The organism is Psychrobacter sp. BF1, from assembly GCF_019279065.1.
GTDB lineage: Bacteria > Pseudomonadota > Gammaproteobacteria > Pseudomonadales > Moraxellaceae > Psychrobacter > Psychrobacter urativorans.
In genome coordinates this window covers 135863-153201 of the sequence record NZ_JAGYWV010000005.1, presented here as the reverse complement: position 1 = coordinate 153201, position 17339 = coordinate 135863, and the positions used below count along the sequence as shown (strand labels likewise).

At 43.1% G+C, this 17339-nt stretch carries 13 protein-coding genes; 9 read left to right on the top strand and 4 right to left on the bottom strand.

What is annotated here, in order from left to right; all coding sequences use genetic code 11:
- Positions 1 to 143 precede the first annotated feature (143 nt).
- The 4 genes from KZA12_RS07870 (at position 144) to KZA12_RS07855 (ending at position 5914) form a co-directional block, all read left to right on the top strand.
- Positions 144 to 1850, top strand: a complete 1707-nt coding sequence (locus tag KZA12_RS07870; RefSeq protein ID WP_218689843.1) for a UDP-N-acetylmuramoyl-L-alanyl-D-glutamate--2,6-diaminopimelate ligase — start codon at positions 144 to 146, stop codon at positions 1848 to 1850.
- A 123-nt stretch (positions 1851 to 1973) separates the two neighbouring features.
- Positions 1974 to 3419, top strand: a complete 1446-nt coding sequence (gene murF, locus KZA12_RS07865) for a UDP-N-acetylmuramoyl-tripeptide--D-alanyl-D-alanine ligase (RefSeq protein WP_218689842.1) — start codon at positions 1974 to 1976, stop codon at positions 3417 to 3419.
- Positions 3420 to 3422: 3 nt separating this feature from the next.
- Entirely contained in the window at positions 3423 to 4541 is a 1119-nt protein-coding gene (gene mraY / locus KZA12_RS07860; RefSeq protein WP_201623351.1) for a phospho-N-acetylmuramoyl-pentapeptide-transferase, read from the top strand.
- Positions 4542 to 4825: 284 nt separating this feature from the next.
- Complete coding sequence (locus tag KZA12_RS07855) at positions 4826 to 5914, top strand: putative RNA methyltransferase (protein WP_218689841.1); 1089 nt, start codon at positions 4826 to 4828, stop codon at positions 5912 to 5914.
- Between the two features lie 83 nt (positions 5915 to 5997).
- Here the strand turns inward: KZA12_RS07855 and cls are convergent, their stop codons facing one another.
- Entirely contained in the window at positions 5998 to 7437 is a 1440-nt protein-coding gene (gene cls, locus KZA12_RS07850) for a cardiolipin synthase (protein ID WP_218689840.1), read from the bottom strand.
- A 334-nt stretch (positions 7438 to 7771) separates the two neighbouring features.
- Here cls and KZA12_RS07845 point away from each other — a divergent pair, with 334 nt between their 5' ends.
- The 3 genes from KZA12_RS07845 to KZA12_RS07835 all read left to right on the top strand — a co-directional run bounded on the left by KZA12_RS07845 (position 7772) and on the right by KZA12_RS07835 (position 11019).
- Complete coding sequence (locus tag KZA12_RS07845) at positions 7772 to 9559, top strand: TrkH family potassium uptake protein (RefSeq protein WP_201623348.1); 1788 nt, start codon at positions 7772 to 7774, stop codon at positions 9557 to 9559.
- Positions 9560 to 9601: 42 nt separating this feature from the next.
- Positions 9602 to 10303, top strand: a complete 702-nt coding sequence (locus KZA12_RS07840) for a TrkA family potassium uptake protein (protein WP_201623347.1) — start codon at positions 9602 to 9604, stop codon at positions 10301 to 10303.
- A 164-nt stretch (positions 10304 to 10467) separates the two neighbouring features.
- Complete coding sequence (locus KZA12_RS07835; protein ID WP_218689839.1) at positions 10468 to 11019, top strand: DUF3124 domain-containing protein; 552 nt, start codon at positions 10468 to 10470, stop codon at positions 11017 to 11019.
- A 257-nt stretch (positions 11020 to 11276) separates the two neighbouring features.
- On the opposite strand, the gene KZA12_RS07830 is transcribed toward KZA12_RS07835, so the two are convergent.
- Positions 11277 to 11783, bottom strand: coding sequence for a PACE efflux transporter (locus KZA12_RS07830; RefSeq protein ID WP_218689838.1), 507 nt, complete (start codon positions 11781 to 11783; stop codon positions 11277 to 11279).
- A gap of 332 nt (positions 11784 to 12115) precedes the next feature.
- On the opposite strand from KZA12_RS07830, the gene KZA12_RS07825 reads away from it, so the two are divergent.
- Together KZA12_RS07825 and uvrA are read left to right on the top strand one after the other, a co-directional pair.
- Positions 12116 to 12499, top strand: a complete 384-nt coding sequence (locus KZA12_RS07825) for a VOC family protein (RefSeq protein ID WP_218689837.1) — start codon at positions 12116 to 12118, stop codon at positions 12497 to 12499.
- A gap of 237 nt (positions 12500 to 12736) precedes the next feature.
- Positions 12737 to 15349 carry an excinuclease ABC subunit UvrA gene (gene uvrA, locus KZA12_RS07820; protein WP_218689836.1) on the top strand — a complete coding sequence of 871 codons (2613 nt, stop codon included), beginning with the start codon at positions 12737 to 12739 and terminating at the stop codon, positions 15347 to 15349.
- Positions 15350 to 15705: 356 nt separating this feature from the next.
- On the opposite strand, the gene KZA12_RS07815 is transcribed toward uvrA, so the two are convergent.
- Together KZA12_RS07815 and KZA12_RS07810 are read right to left on the bottom strand one after the other, a co-directional pair.
- Positions 15706 to 16125 (bottom strand): heme-binding protein, encoded by a 420-nt coding sequence (locus tag KZA12_RS07815; protein WP_201623342.1) that lies wholly within the window; start codon positions 16123 to 16125, stop codon positions 15706 to 15708.
- A 359-nt stretch (positions 16126 to 16484) separates the two neighbouring features.
- The gene (locus KZA12_RS07810) at positions 16485 to 17177 is read right to left on the bottom strand and encodes a hypothetical protein (RefSeq protein WP_218689835.1); all 693 of its coding nucleotides are present in this window, start codon (positions 17175 to 17177) and stop codon (positions 16485 to 16487) included.
- Between the last annotated feature and the right edge of the window lie 162 nt (positions 17178 to 17339).

The window sequence follows — 17339 nt, the reverse complement described above, 5'->3', positions numbered from 1 at the left end:
TTGTTTAAACATTAAACCCAGAATTTGCTATTGCTGTTATTTTTGTATATTGTTTTTTTAACTTATTTTTTGCTTAATTTTCTATGGTGTCTTTTTAACAGACGCTGTTAACGTCTATTTTCTCACTTGTTTAGGATCTGCTCATGACTGATTACGCTCATAACGCTGTGACTTTGCAGCAGCTTATCGATAATAACCAGACTAGCAAGCAGCAGCTAAGAGCCTTAAGTCAGCTGAATGACTATGCAAATTCAATCATTGATATCCCTTTTGTTCAGCTACGTCTGGACAGCCGCCAAGTCACTGCTGACGACGTATTCGTATTATTAGCTAGCCAAACTCAGTCCTATGAAGCCAGTTGCCGCTATCTGCAACAGGCCGCTAAATCGGCAGCTTTTATCTTATCTGAAATTGAGCCCAGCACTTTACTTAACACTAGCAGCTTGGTGACAGCGACTGCTGGTCAAGCTAGCAGCCCGCAAGTTGATAGTGATCAAGCTAGCAGCTCGCAAGTTGATAGTGATCAACTCGCAGCTCAACAGCAATTGGCTGAACTGGGTTGTCCCGTTATCTATGTGCCTAATATTCGTGAGCTGCTAGGTGACTTTGCCCAAGCCCTGCTACAACACTCGCAGCCAGTCAAGTTGCCTACTGTGGTGGCTGTTACTGGCACTAATGGTAAGACTACTATCAGTCAATTAGTGGCGCAATTAGGTCAACTTGCTACGATGAGTAGTGCGGTCATGGGTACGGCAGGTAATGGTAGACTTGGCGCCCTAGTACAAGCTAGCCATACTACGGGCGATGCTTTAGCGGTACAGCAGTTCCTACATCAAATGGGTACTGAGGGTGTCGAGCTACTAGCACTAGAAGCCAGCTCGCATGGACTAGATCAGCAGCGCTTGCAAGGTGTGCCAGTTACGGTCGCTATTTATACTAATCTTAGTCGTGATCATCTAGATTATCATGCGAATATGGAAGAGTACGTCGCTGCAAAAGCTAAGCTATTCAATAAAACTTATTTTCCGAGCTTAACGCACGCTATTATCAATAGTGATGATGAGCATGCGCAAGTGATGCTTGATACCGCGCATGCTAGCCAATTAATAGTTTGGACTTATAGCTTGCAGGCTTCAGCCTCGGCTACCTTTGTTACCGCTAGCATTAAGCCCAGTTTGCAAGGCGTTGAGATTGATTTAGTCAGTGAGTTTGGCAATATCAGTATCGTCAGTCCACTATTAGGCCGCTTTAATGTCGCTAATCTATTGGCTGCTATCGCGGCGGTAGTGGCGCTTGGTGTAGATATTGAACAGCTAGCCTCATTAGTAGCGCAGTTACAAGGTGCTGTTGGGCGTATGCAGCGTATCGCATCAAATGATGGCTGTTTTATCGTTGATTATGCTCATACCCCAGATGCGTTAACCCAAGTCCTTGATAGTCTTAGAACTCATTGTACTGGTGAGCTGTGGGCAGTGTTTGGCTGTGGTGGTGATCGCGATACTGGCAAGCGACCGCTAATGGCGCAAGCTGGTTTGGCGGGTGCTGATAGAGTGATATTGACAGCTGATAATCCACGTACTGAAGATCCTCAGCAGATATTGCAAGATATGCAAGCGGGCATGAGTACTGAACAATATCAGCGCACTCATATTGAGGCGGCGCGTAAACAAGCGATTGAGTATGCGGTCAGTCATGCTAGCGTTGATGATATCGTGGTGATTGCTGGCAAAGGTCACGAAACCTATCAAGAGATTCAAGGTGTGCGCCATGATTTCGATGACACTGTGGTTTTAGCAGAAGCTTTGCGACGAGCTGGACGACTGTCATTACCGACAGCAGCAAGACTATAAGCCGCACCTTAAACGGGGCTATAAATACTGCTCTTATGTACAGCCGTATTTTTGTGATAAATAGGCCCTAATTTTTCAACCGCATCACTATATAAGATAAGCCGCTACCTAAAGGTAATTACTATGACAGCCGATAACAATAATATTATACAGTCGCAGGGACTTTATGTCTGGCAAGCCGACAATCTGCTGGCAGCAACAAACACTCTCAACAGTCATTGGCAGCTACCTGGAACCCAGAATTCTACTGAGAATAAGGTGACTAGCAACCGTATCGCTACTGATACTCGTACTATTAATCAGGGCGATATTTTTTTAGCCTTGACTGGTGATAATTTTGACGGTCATGACTATATTAATCTAGCCGCTTCTAAAGGCGCTGTTGCCGCTATCGTATCACGACCAATATCGACTACTATTCCACAGTTGGTAGTCAGCGATACGCGTTTGGCTTTTGGTCAGATGGCCGCTCATCGTCGTCAGCAGCATAAAGATTTGACGGTTATCGCTATCACAGGATCTAGTGGCAAAACCACTTGTAAAGAGATGCTAGGCAGTATCTTTGGCCGTCTGGCACCAACTCTAATCACTCGCGGTAACCTCAATAATGATTTGGGTGTACCGATGATGTTGCTTGAGTTATCTGATCATCATCGTTATGCGATTATGGAGCTCGGAGCCAATCATATCGGCGAGATTGCCTACACGACCGAGATAGTACGTCCTGATGTTGCTTGTATTCTCAATATTGGCACTGCACATTTAGGAGAGTTCGGTAGTCGTGAAGGTATCTGTCAAACTAAGGCTGAAATCTACCACACTTTGAATGCTGATCAGTACGCTATCGTGCCTGATAATGATGACTTTGCCAACCAACTGCGCCGGATTGCCGAGACCCATACAAGCCACGTAATTGGCTTTGGTAATACTGATGTTAGTGCCAGTCATCTCGATGTCGAGCCTGAGCGTAGTGAGTTTCAGCTACATATTGGTACGCAAGTACAAGCTATCAGTCTACCGTTAGCCGGTGAGCATAATGTAAGTAATGCTTTGGCTGCTGCGGCTTGCGCTCATGCGCTTGGTATCAGTATCGATGACATCGTTATTGGCTTACAGAATTCGCGTCCTGCCAAAGGTCGCTTAAATAGTCAGCTGTTGGGTAATCATCGACTGCTTGATGATACTTATAACTCTAATCCGCACTCTGTACGTGCAGCAGCCAAAGTATTGGCGGCGCAAACCGGTACGCAAATATTGGTACTGGGGGATATTGGTGAATTGGGTGAGGCGGCTGTCAGCGAGCACCAAAGCTTAGGTCGCAGTATCGCCACCATTGGTATCGATGTGCTGCTATGTGTAGGCGAGTTCGCTAGCTGTACGGTGGCGGGCGCGCAAGAGATCAGCGCTAACGATGCCATTAATGCACTAGCATTTGCGGATAAAGACAGCTTGCTGGTGTATTTGCAACAATATTTACAAGTGCAACAAGCGCACCCTTGTACCGTGTTATTCAAGGGCTCGCGCTTTATGGAAATGGAAACACTTATTGACGCACTAGTAAAGGAGTAGGCGGTGTTAGTTTGGTTGTTTGAATGGCTTAGCCAGTATTATTCACCGTTTTCTGCGGTATCTTCTTTAACCCTACGAGCACTGCTTGCTGTGGTGACAGCGCTTGGCCTGAGCATGGCTTTAGGAGGTCGGGTTATCCGCCATTTGCGTGCTCTTAGATATGGTCAAGCTATTCGTAATGATGGGCCGCAGTCGCACTTAGCTAAGACTGGTACACCAACGATGGGCGGGATATTAATTTTAGCGTCTATCGGGATATCAACTCTGCTGTGGGCCCGGTTGACTAATCCTTATGTGTGGATACTGCTAGTGGTGATGGTTATCTTCGGTGCCGTCGGTTGGACGGATGACTGGTTAAAGATCAAGTATAAAGATCCTAAAGGCTTAATCGCTCGCAAAAAATATTTTTGGTTGTCGATGGGTGCCTTATTCGTTGGCATCTCTTTGTATTATATTGCGACTCTACAGCCGGATGTATCGACTACAATGGCGATGCAAGATTTATTATTACCAATATTTAAAGACTGGGTAATTCCTTTCTCAGCGCTGCCCTTAGGCATTGGCTTTATTATTTTTACCTACTTTGTAATCAACGGCTCCTCTAATGCAGTCAATCTAACCGATGGCTTAGATGGTCTGGCGATTTTGCCCGTAGTATTAGTGGCAGCAGGGTTAGGGGCGATGGCTTATGTCTCAGGCGATGTCAGATTCTCCGAATATCTGCATGTGCCTTATATCGCCTATAATTCTGAGTTGATTATCGTTTGTGGCGCTATGGTCGGTGCTGGTTTAGGTTTCTTATGGTTTAACGCCCATCCTGCACAAGTATTTATGGGTGACGTCGGTGCACTAGCTCTAGGAGCCATGCTCGGAACTATTGCGGTAATGACTCGCCAAGAGATTGCTTTTGCTATTATGGGTGGTCTATTCGTCGCTGAAGCAGTGTCGGTTATACTACAAGTAGGCTCGTATAAGCTGCGTAAAAAACGTATTTTTCGTATGGCGCCTTTACATCATCACTTTGAAGAAATCGGTTGGAAAGAGACCCAAGTGGTGGTTAGGTTTTGGATTATTGCTATATTATTAGTGATATTAGGGCTGATGACCTTAAAACTACGCTAAGCCAAAATTATATTAAGTTAATAGTATTGGCTGACCATTGAAAAAGACTCTTTAATAAGAGTCTTTTTTTGCTTTAATAGAGCTAAAACTTATTATAGATTGGCAAGATTAAGCTGTTGTTAAGTTGGCTTGTTGCTAAGGTAATAGCCTATCTAAAAGCTTATCTAACCATTTTACTTTTACTTTTAAATCTTCTGAGCTTGGTTAGTTAACTAGAGTGGCTTTTTATCGCTTATCGGCTACGATATTTGTTAAAATGCTAGCTCTACTTCTATGACGCTGAGATGCTCGTGCCTTTATTTATTTGTCCAATTTGTCAATCGCCTTTGCAGCCTGCAGTTGATACTTGGCGCTGTGATGGTAGCCTAAATGCCAAGCAAACCTCTCACCCCTTTGATGTCGCACGCCAAGGCTATGTTAATCTATTGCCAGTACAACAAAAAAACTCTAAAGTGCCTGGTGATAGTCAGCAGTCTATTGCAGCGCGGCAAAGATTTTTAAACGCTGGATACTATCAGCCACTACGAGATTTAGTCTGTCAGCAGATGGAATTATTATTAGCTAAGCGCCAAGCGGCGCAAACATTGGCTAATGAGGATAATACTGATATTGATAATTATGCTAATACTCGCTGGTTAGACATCGGCTGCGGCGAGGGCTACTATACTCAAGCTATGGCAAAGCTATTGGCTATCGATCAGTTGGTAGCAGCTGATATTAGTAAGTCGGCACTCATAGAGCTAGCAAAAGTCAGTAAGGCTAAACATATACTTTGGTACCAACAGCACCCTACAGATGTTAATCAGGAGAACAAAGATGAGCAAAAGAGCCTACAAAGCCAAGAAGATAACCAACAGCAGACGCCGCAAAAGGCTGCTGTTTACCCAATCGTTACCAGCGCCGCTCATTTACCGCTACAAGCGCAAAGCATAACTGGTATTAGTAGTATCTTTAGCCCGATATTGCCCGAAGCTTTTGCGCAGGCTTTGCAGAGTGACGGTTATCTGATTATTGCTAAGCCCGATGTCGGTCACTTAGCAACAGTACGTGAGGCGTTATTTGATGAAGTGCGTGAACATGATTCAGATAAGTTCTTACCGACTTTGGCTCAGTATTTTACCTTGCTAGATAGCCATCATGTCAGTACCAATCTCAGCTTATCGACAGCGGCATTAACTGATCTACTAACGATGACTCCTTACGCTTATCGTGCTCACGCTGAGAAGCGTCAGCAACTACTAGCGACTACTGAGACGGCTGAGTTTTTGACGGAAGCAAAGTTTGTCATTTATATTCTACAAAAACTTGCTAGTGTAGAGGGTGCTGCTGACCCTTTATCCGTAAATGATGAGGAATCGATAGAGCATAGCTAGCAGCCTCGTATTTATCTAACCACTAGCGAAAATCAGGGCAGCGTATGAGAGTGTAGCTGCTCTGTTTATTATTGATTATGATTTTATAAAACGGGTCCCATAGTAGCAACGATATTGTTCCAGATTCTATAAGGTACTGACCACTGTTCTACATGTTCACGGCGTACTTCATCAGAGGCAGTAATATACTGATATTGTCTTTCCATAATATCAGCGGTGAGGGCTTTATCGCTAATCAATACATTATTCTCATAGTTCAAATCAAAGCTACGTAAGTCTAAATTAGTCGAGCCAATCAAGCTGATTTCACCATCGATAGTCAGAGTCTTAGCATGGAGTAAGCCTGGTTTATACTCATAGATTTTGACTCCGGCCTCAAGCAGTTGCCAGTAGTAGCTGTGGCTAGTAGCGGCAACCACAAAGGAGTCGTTCTTTTTGGGGAATATCATAGTCACATCGACGCCACGATAGGCCGTCGCACACAAGATACTCACTAGAGAATAGTCAGGTACAAAGTAGGGCGTTGAAATGATCAGAGTATGCTGTGCTTGACTGATTAGTGCGCCCAAGAACTGTGGTGTCGCACCTTGTCGCTGAGTAGGCCCATCAGAGAATACTTGCGCAGCAAAGCCCTCAGGTTTTGAGTCACTAAAATACTTAAAGCTCTCCAAAGGGGTTTCAGGGTTTTGAATAAGCCAATCGCTGGCAAATAACATCTGGTTTTGTGCTACTACTGGCCCTTCAACTCTTAGCATAATATCTATCCACGGGGCGTACTTAGGCTTGACCTGAAACTCAGGGTCAGCGCAATTACGACTGCCGCAATAGCCAATCTTGCCGTCAATCACAGTTATTTTACGGTGATTACGCAAATCAAGGCGGCTAAACAACAAGGTTTTTATTAAGTTACTAATTGGTAGCGCTACGCTAACTTGGACGCCTGCCGCTTTCATTTCTTGCCATATTTTTGAGCCAATCATTTTGCGCGAACCCATACCATCGACCATAGCTCGACAAGTAACCCCACGCTTCGCTGCGCGGATGAGTGCTTGAGCGGTATCAATACCCATCCCATCAATTAGCCAAATATAATACAGTACATGGATATGATCAGTCGCCGCATCGAAGTCGGCAATCATTCGCGCTCGAGTATCAGCGGCATTCGCCATCAGCTCTGCACTATTGCCTAAAGTAGTATGAAATCCTGTTACGTTTGCAGAGTAAGCAAAAGCGGCTTGATAGGGCGGTTTGATAGCGGCTGCTAATGAGGCCTCGTTACCGAGTACTTCAGGGTTAGCTCGATGTAATCTATTAATAATTTGCCGATGCTCACGCTCAAAGTTGCGGCCTAAATGAATCTCCCCAAACATCCAATAAATGACTACTCCAATATAAGGCAGTAGAAATAATATAACTAGCCAAGCTAAGCGTGCGGGTGAAGATAAATTATGACGCGCTAGAACTCGCAAAGAAATAATGATAAGCAACACAAAGTGAACAGTTAGGAGAATATTGAGTGCCATAAAAGCAGTCCATTAGCGGTATTTTTATTGGGATTAATTATTAGCAAGTATAGCGTATTCTGTAATAATATGGGTCCATGTTGCTATTAGCTTGTGAGTGAGGCTTGTAAGCTGTTTAAAAGCTTTTTTGCTAAAACCTTTGGATAGTTTAGTTTTTGATAATTAACCTGTAACTAGTTACGATTATTTAGATATAGCTTTAACGTATTAGCTAAAAAAGGGTGTATAAGTAAGCTAGATTTTACTAATCTCAATAATGGCTACCATCCAGTCTTTATCCTCAAGCATCCTTGCTTACTTTATATTACCATTACCTCTTTAATGGACTCAGTATATGCAATTAGCCATACCCTCTAGGTTATTAAATAAGCTCACTATCGTCATTAGTTTTATCGGGGTTGGGGTAGCGTTAATCGATAGTGGTTTTACGCTAGGCACTTGGTTACAGCAGTTGTTCCACTTCTTTTATTTGTTCATCATCGCTCTAGGTTTTTCAGCCATAGTAGAGCGTTATATGCACCCAAAAACTCCGCTGGTACTGCACAAGCTACTGCTTAATAAAGTCGCCATATTCGATTTGTTTACTAGTGCGGCGATTGTCGTGCTACTGGCGTTACATTTCACTGATTTATTGCAGTCAGGATTTACTATGGCCACTGATGGATTTGCTGCCATCAAAATTGCCGTTTTTGCCACTTTTATCCGTGAAATATCCGATACTGATTTCAATCTAAAACGTACTTTTTTAAATCCGGGTCAGTTCTTTATCTTAAGCTTTTTGTCAGTGATCTTAGTTGGTGCTTTATTGCTGATGATGCCCAAAGCTACTACTCAGCCTTTATCATTTGTAGATGCGCTATTTACCGCTACTAGTGCTGTCTGTGTGACGGGGCTAATCGTCGTAGATACTGCTACTTATTTCACTACCTTTGGCCAAGTCATCATCATGGGAATGATCCAAATTGGTGGTTTGGGCATTCTGACTTTTGTAACTTATTTCAGCTACTTTTTTAAGGGTGGCGTCAGTTATGAGACTCAGCTAAGTATAGGTGAGATGACCTATGCGCAGCGGCTAGGAGATGCGGTGACTACCTTGAAGTCGATTCTATATGTCACTTTTGGTGTTGAAGCGTTGGCCGCTGTGTTTATCTATAGCAGTATTTATGATTTGCCGGGGATGAGTTTATCAGAGCGTTTATTCTTTTCAGTCTTTCATGCAGTTTCGGCTTTTTGTAATGCCGGGTTTTCGACTTTTAGTGCTGGTCTTTATGACGAAACAGTACGCTTTAATTACCCTCTACAACTAACCATTGCTACTACTTTTATCTTCGGTGGTCTAGGCTTTATTATCGTGGTTAATCTACTGCGTTATTTGCGCCACCGTAGCGAGCGTTTTATTTATCGCAATAGCCATAGTAATGAGTCGCGCTATGCCTATCAGCCGTGGTTACTTAGCATTAATAGCCGTATTACTTTAATCATGACCGGCGCGCTGCTACTGATCGGGCTAATTGGAGTAATGATATTTGAATATAACGGGATACTGGTTGAGCATAGTACTTGGTATGGTAAATTAATATCAGCGTTCTTTACCGCCGCCACCCCACGTACCGCAGGTTTCAATAATTCTGATATGGATGCTTTAGCGTTCCCCACTATTATGTTGACCATATTTCTAATGTGGGTTGGTGCCTCACCCAACTCTACTGGTGGAGGTATCAAGACTAGTACCTTTGCAATTGCGTTGCTAAATACCTTGAGCATTGCCCGTGGACAGGGCCGTGTTGAGGTGTTTCAACGTGAGATTGCTGATATCTCTATCCGTCGTGCTTTCTCTATTATGTGGCTATCATTATTGGTCATCGGTACGGGGGTGACAGTAATTAGCTACAATCAGCCAGAGCTGGAGTTAATCAAAGTAGTATTTGAATGTTTTTCCGCCTATAGCACAGTAGGTTTAAGTTTGAATTTGACCCCTGAGTTGTCAGATTTTAGCAAACTGGTAGTCGCCGTCATTATGTTCGTTGGTCGAGTAGGCATGTTAACTATCTTTATTGCACTTCTTAAAAATATGCGTCAGCGTAACTATCGTTATCCAACTGAAGAAATTACTATTAACTAAAGCATTTAAATAGCTATTAATTATCGGGGTGTAAGCAAAGTTATGAAATATATTATTATAGGCTTAGGGAGCTTTGGCTCATCATTAGGGATAGCGCTCACCAGTCAAGGCCATGAAGTTATCGGTATCGATAGCAATATGCAAAAAGTCGATGCCTATAAAGAAGTGATCTCGCATACTATCTGTATGAGTGCCACTGATGAATATACTGTAAAAGGCCTGCCAATTATTGATACTGATATTGTGATCGTCGCTATTGGCGAAGATCAAGGCGCTAACGTCATGGCTACAGCGCTATTTAAGACCCTAAAAGCCAAGCGCTTAATAAGTCGTAGTATTAATCCCTTACACGAAACCGTATTACAAGCGATCGGGGTCGACGATATCTTCCATCCTGAAAAAGAATCAGCGATGCGTTGGGCAAAAAGGCTATCGTTACGCTATTTTGTAGACTCATTTGAGTTGAGTGAGAATTTTAGTATTGTTGAGATTAATATTCCTGATGCACTGGTTGGTAAAGCTATTGGTGAGTTAAAACTTGAGCAAAAATTCAATATTAAGCTATTAAGTACCTTAGTCCACGAGCATTATAAAGATACTTTTGGACGTATGCAGAGTAAACCGAGTATTCAAGGTTTGGCGATGCCTGAGCAAATTCTACAAGATAATGATGTCCTAGTAGTCTATGGTGCTAATAAACATATTAATCAGTTTTTACGTAGCGTTGGGGTCAGGGTACATTAGATAGCTGGCAGCTTAGGACAATAGCTACTTATAATAGAAATTATTTAGCACAGTGGTTGTTTATAACCGCTATCATTGGCTATACAAACTATTTGAGATAGCGGTTACTCACCATACTAATGACTTGAAGTAACTGACTATATGAATGGACAAAGGGGAGAGTTATGAACAAGCGCAGCCTATCCGTTCTATCTATTGCGGTCTTATTGGCGGTATCGTTGTCAGGCTGTGATCAGTCGGTACAAGACCCAAATACTATGTTTTCAGAGCAACACAAAGATCCTATTAAAGAGCTTGAGATAACCTCAAATATTGATCGCAGCAAATTTAAATATAAACAAACCTTTTATGTGCCTATTTATTCAGATATCTATACGGATAGAGACAATCGCAAGGTTTTGTTATCAGCGACTCTAAGCGTACGTAATACCACTCTAAAAAAACCACTATTCATCAATAAAATCGACTACTACGACACCGCGGGTAATCTTGTAAAGCATTATCTAAAAAGCACCATTGAACTGCCACCAATGGCCACGTTGAACTATATCGTCGAAAAAGAAGAGGATAAAGGCGGCTCAGGGGCGAACTTTATTATCGAAGTAGAAGGGTTGGATGATACGGTGACGCCAGTCATTGAAGCGGTCATGATAGGTAATTTTAGTAATAAAGCCTTTTCGTTTAGTACTCAGGGCACACCAGTGATACACGACTAAGTATAAGGTCGTTGGCTGGCAATATAACAATGCCATGTATAGCTATTTATAGTCAGCTATCGGTGTTCAGAATCTCGCTGTCATGCTGTCTATTAAGGAAACAAAAACGGCGTAAGGTTTACTGATAAGCAATTTTGAGAGTTAGTTTGTGATACTAAGCGATTAATATAATAAGCCCATGCAACTTTTAAAGCGCGATGGGCTTATGGCTTACGAATTAATTATTAATCTTGCCAGTTAGAAGTTGAATCAATGACTTATTTTCTGACCGTTTTAGCCTGAGGATGGGCATTGCCATTGCCATTGGCGCTAATAGTAGTACTGATATTAGTAATGATATTGGTGACAGCAGCTTCTGGAATAGGAAATACTTTGTCATAAACCCAGTTAAACACAAAAGCATACAGCACATAAAAAGTCGCCATAGCGATGTCCATAATAAACGCCTCCCATAAGCTAATACCCAGATACCAAGCAATCATCGGCATAAACAGGATCAGCAGCCCACCCTCAAATAGCAGCGCATGGCCTACACGTATCATCAGGGTCTTATGCACATTACCGCGTAGTTTTACCATGGCATGGTCAAACCATAAGTTATAAACGAAGTTCCATACAGTAGCGATAATGGAGCCTACTACAGCGATAACTCCCATCAACTGTAGATCAAAGCCAAATACTAAGCTGGCTAATGGCGCAAAGATAAGTAAGCCGATTAGCTCAAAGCTTAGGGTATGGCGGATACGATCTTTAGTAGTACGCATTAAACTTCCTAATGGCTGCAATCGTCTGCCGATTGAGCCTCTATTAAGGCCTAGTGTGTCTTTAGGTACCGCTGTCAAAACAACTAGATAAAAGCCATGATCTTAGCATGCAAAGTATGGCCCTTATGTAGGGTTAGTATAGTTACTATCTTAGGGGCGTAGCTAATGTTACTGTGCAGCAAAAGGTATTTACTATTTAGCTCCATTACCTTGTAGGTACAAGGGTGTATGATGATTGCCATTAGTAGAAAAGTAGCAAATCCGCTGCATCTCTACAAAGCTATCAATACAAAGCTATCAATCAAACACCATTATTATTTGCAGAGAAACTTATGAATACTTTTACTCACGTTGCTGTTGGTACCAATGATTTAGACAAAGCCCGTATGTTTTATGACGCGGTCTTAGCTCCTTTAGGGCTTAAGCGCATTGCTGATCTAGGCGAAGCCGGTGCAATATGGGGTGTAGATAGCCCTTCTTTCTTTGTTATGAAGCCTATTGACGGTGAAGCCGCTACTGCTGGTAATGGGGTTACGGTTAGTTTCGTGGCGCCAAGTCGCGCAGCTATTGATGCCTTTCATGCTGCGGCACTAAGCGCAGGTGGTATTGATGCCGGCCTACCAGGCACACGTGATTGGGCACCTAATGCTTATGCGGCGTATGTTCGTGATTTGGAAGGTAACAAGTTAACGGCTTATTGCTTTGAGGCTGAATAACTGTGCTATTTGAGTGCTCATTTGTGAGCTATAAAGCTCTGTAGTAAGCAACGATAACTATAAAAATCCCACAACTATGTGGGATTTTTTGTCGTGAAAATAAAGCCAATAACGGTAAGTAAGGCTGTGTAAGTAATGCGTATTGGCTCAGTAAGGCCTAGGCTGTCAAACAACAATCTGGTGTTAGACTCTACAAAACCCATAAAAAAACAACGCTGTAATAGGAATAATTATTTTATGACTACCTTTACCAGCCAAGCAGTCAATACTAGTAATAATAAAAGTGTTGCTGCTAATACTGATTGCAATAATATCGCCAGTAATACTACGAGCTTGCTTGAACCACAGACTATAGAGCACAGCATCCAAGTTAGAGGTGCGCGTGTTCATAATCTAAAAAACGTCGATGTTGATCTACCGCGCAATGCGCTGGTAGTGTTTACTGGAATCTCTGGTTCTGGTAAGTCGTCGCTGGCTTTTGGTACTTTATTTGCTGAGTCGCAACGCCGTTACTTAGATTCAGTATCGCCTTATGCACGACGTCTGATAGATCAAGTCGATGAGCCGGATGTCGATGCTATAGAGGGCTTGCCGCCAGCGGTCGCCTTGCAACAGCAACGTGGTACGCCTTCCGTGCGCTCATCGGTTGGTAGTGTAACTACTATCTCTAACGGTCTGCGCATGCTGTACTCACGAGCTGGCGAATATCCTACTGATCAACAGATGCTTTATGCGGATGCATTTTCGCCGAATACCCCTGACGGTGCTTGTCCAACTTGCTCAGGTATTGGTCGGGTTTTTGAAGTAACCGAGAAGTTATTGGTTCCTGATGATACTAAGACTATTAGAGATAGAGCCATTGCCGCATGGCCACCAGCGTTTCAAGGTCAGAACTTAGCTCGTATTCTAATTACCCTCGGTTACGATATCGATGTGCCATGGCATAAACTGCCAAAACAGACTCGTGATTGGATACTATTTACTGACGATACGCCAACAGTGCCGGTTTATTCGACATACAATATCCAACAGGTACGTGCCGCCATCGAACAAAATGAAAAGCCTAGTTATACTGGTACTTATGTCAGTGCTAAAAACTTTATTCTGCATTCCTTTGCCACTACCCAAAGCCCGCTAACTAAAAAGCGCGTCTCGCAGTTTATGCAAATCTCAGTATGTCCTGAATGCCATGGCAAAAAGCTAAAGCGAGAGTCGCTATCAGTGAAATTTGCCGGACTAGATATCGGTGAGTTATCGCAATTGACCTTAACTGAAGTAGCCGTTAAGTTGCAAGATGCGGCGCATGCTAAACCATCTAACAATACCGTAGATCGAGAAAAAGCAATTGTCGCTCAGCGTATCGCTAGTGATATCCTCTCGCGTGTTGAAGCCTTGACGAGGTTAGGTTTGGGCTATTTATCACTTGAGCGTACTACGCCTACTTTATCTCCAGGGGAGTTACAACGTCTGCGTCTTGCTACCCAAATTCGCTCAAAATTATTTGGGGTAGTTTATGTCCTCGATGAGCCTTCTGCGGGTCTGCATCCAGCCGATACCCAAGCATTATTGGGTGCACTGGACGAGCTGATTGCTGCTGGCAATTCAGTATTTGTAGTTGAACACGATGTTAGTGTTATTAGACATGCCGATTGGGTAGTAGATGTCGGTCCTGATGCTGGCACTCACGGTGGTGAAGTGATTTACAACGGCCCTGTTAATGGATTACGCGCTGTTAAAAACTCGTACACCGGACAATATCTGTTTAATGCTGCCAGCCAAGTAAAGCGTAGTCCAAGATCGCCAAAAGCTTGGCTTAAACTGGTTGGGATTGAGCGTAATAATCTACAAGGGTTAGAGGTCGCGTTTCCACTAGGGGTGATGACTACGGTCACTGGGGTATCCGGTTCAGGTAAGTCAAGCTTAGTCAGTCAAGCGTTAGTAGAGTTGGTTTATGAAGCACTAGGGCAGCAGCCAGTGCTAGAAGTTGCAACTGGTGAAGCTGATCTATTGCAGCAAGAATTAGAGACGCCAACAGGTGGTCGAATTGTCGCTGGTATGGAACAAGTAACACGGTTAATAACTGTCGACCAAAAAGCCATAGGTCGTACGCCTCGCTCTAATCTTGCCACTTATACTGGGTTGTTCGACCAAGTGCGTAAACGGTTTGCTGCAACTCCAGAAGCCAAAGCTCGCCGTTATAATGCTGGTCGTTTTTCTTTTAATACTACTAAAGGTCGTTGCGCCAATTGTGAAGGCTTAGGTTTTGTGATGGTCGAGCTTTTATTTCTGCCAAGCGTTTATTCACCTTGCCAAGTCTGCCATGGGCAGCGCTACAATGATGAAACTCTCGAAATCACTTATGGTGATAAAAATATCGCTGAAGTACTAGCGCTAACGGTGGAGGCAGCCTATGAGTTCTTTGTTGATGAACCCGCTATCTTGCGCGCCTTACAGGCTTTATTACAAGTCGGGCTTGGCTATTTGCGTCTCGGTCAACCTGCCACGGAACTGTCAGGCGGTGAAGCCCAACGTATCAAATTAGCTACTGAACTACAGCGGACTCAACGTGGCGATACTCTTTATGTGCTTGATGAGCCGACCACCGGCTTGCATCCTAAAGATGTATCGATGTTAATGGCTCAGTTAAACGGTCTAGTCGATGCAGGTAACACAGTGATTATGGTTGAGCACGATATGCAAGTGGCTAGCAACAGCGACTGGGTTATCGATATTGGCCCTGGCGCGGGTGATGAGGGTGGACAGATTGTCGCTCAAGGATCACCTGAACAGGTAGCTTGCTCCAAAACTAGCAAAACTGCACCGTTCTTATTGGCTGAGTGTGAATCTTGAGAGCGGCCTGTAGAAAGGCGATAAATCCAAACTATTTTATTAGCTAAAAATAGAGAGTCACTGCTACTAACAGGCACTAACTTTGCGTAGATGGGCTATTGCCAATTCATAATCAATAGCGAAATACATAGCTAGCAAATCCAATGATTTGGTGGGTTGATAACCACTCTACGCAAAGCTTAAAGCTTGAATAGAGACCATTGTCACTGAATTTAAAAAGGGTTTAATGCTTACTTGTAAAAGATGGAACGTTGAGCGCAGCTAGCCACCCCTAACAGTCTGCTAGGCAATAACCATCACTTGGCAGACAAATAGTCTGTGAACCTTTCAGCGCTTTAAAGACACCCTATGATTATTTAGCTTAGTCCATCCAAGGCTTTTAAACCCGCTTTGGCAATACGCACATCCTCACTACCATGAGCGCCACCGACTCCAATACCACCGATGACCACACCTTCACTATAGATAGGCAAGCCGCCATCCATCATCAGCATGTTCTCATCCAAATATCTGACATCAGCAGGAATCGATCCATCAGCAATGCCTTGAGCAATGATCGCAGTTTCTCTTTTTTGTGAGTTGGCGGTATAAGCTTTTTTATAGCTGGCACGAATAGTATGTACCCCAGCTTGATGATCTCTTAATACAGCCAATGTCTGTCCCGAACGGTCGACTACGGTTATCGATACGGCTAACTGTTCAAGCTGTGCAGTTGCAAAGGCGGCATTGACAATAGCTTGCGCCATCTGGCCAGTTAATATAGTAATAGCAGTCATACAAGCTCCAAAGTTATAGGTATAAGGTTTCGCTTATTGTTCTTATAAGTCTTATTACTGGCACAAGATACAACGATCATACAGCACTTTATTAACCAAACGGTTAACCCCCTTATTAGCTACCTTATTAACCAAACTGACAGCTAAATTAGCAGTACGGTGATCATTATTATTGAGGGTTTTTAATGCTAAATGCTAGGCTGGCTTATACATAGCCACTAAGCTTGTATTAAATAAACAAATAAACCCACGCTTAGTGGTGGGTTTATCTAATAACTGTTTATCTAATAACTATTTATCTAATAAGCAGCTATCTAAGCAACGCTACTGCTTAAGCAACGCCACTATTTAACCCATCATTATTGACTAGTAAATTTTATGGTTTCATTAGGGGCATTAATAGTCAACTGGCTCGCTAAGATATCGCCTTTAGCATTAATTTTGTAACACTCAGTGGTCGTACCTTCAGGATCAACGTTGAGTAACATATTGGTTGAAGTATCTATGCAGAACAGGGCGGTGTTATTGCTATCTTGTGCCAAAGACCAAGACTGAGTATATCGGCCTTTGTGCTGACGTTTGCTACTATCGCTATAGACGTTTTCCGTGAGCAGTGGACTGCTATCGCCAACCTTGGCCAGTTTAGGAAGAGTGGTGGTTTGGGTTGCTACTGAGTATTCACCTGAGCTGTCAGTATAGCCGCGGAACACCAACGGATTTAGAGTGAAGTAGTTGATACTAACGGACTGATTGATCAGCTGGTTATTGGATTTAGTAATAGTATTGACTTCGGCACCTTGTGCGGACTTACCGTCGAACAGCATAGTGCCTTTGGGTGTAACTTTGATATCGGCGACTATGTCTTGATTATCGACTTTGGCCATTAACTTTTGCGTGCTCTGCTTAGTATAGATATTGATCATCGCCGTCTCAACAGGATACTGAGTGACAATCTGATTCGTGGGGCTATTGGGATTAGTACTGCCATTGTTCATACTGGCGCAAGCGCTTAGGCTCAGAGCGGCTGCGATACACAAAGCTAGTGCTTTCATAATTTAATTCCTCTTTTAATTTTGTTTCATTATTAGCTACTGCATGGATTGAAAGTACCTCAATTTAGATAAACTATCTACTGCTATAGTTTATTGTTTTATTACTAAGGCATGTTGAATCTTCATAAGCAGACAATGCTGATAGACCCTGATTTATCAAAG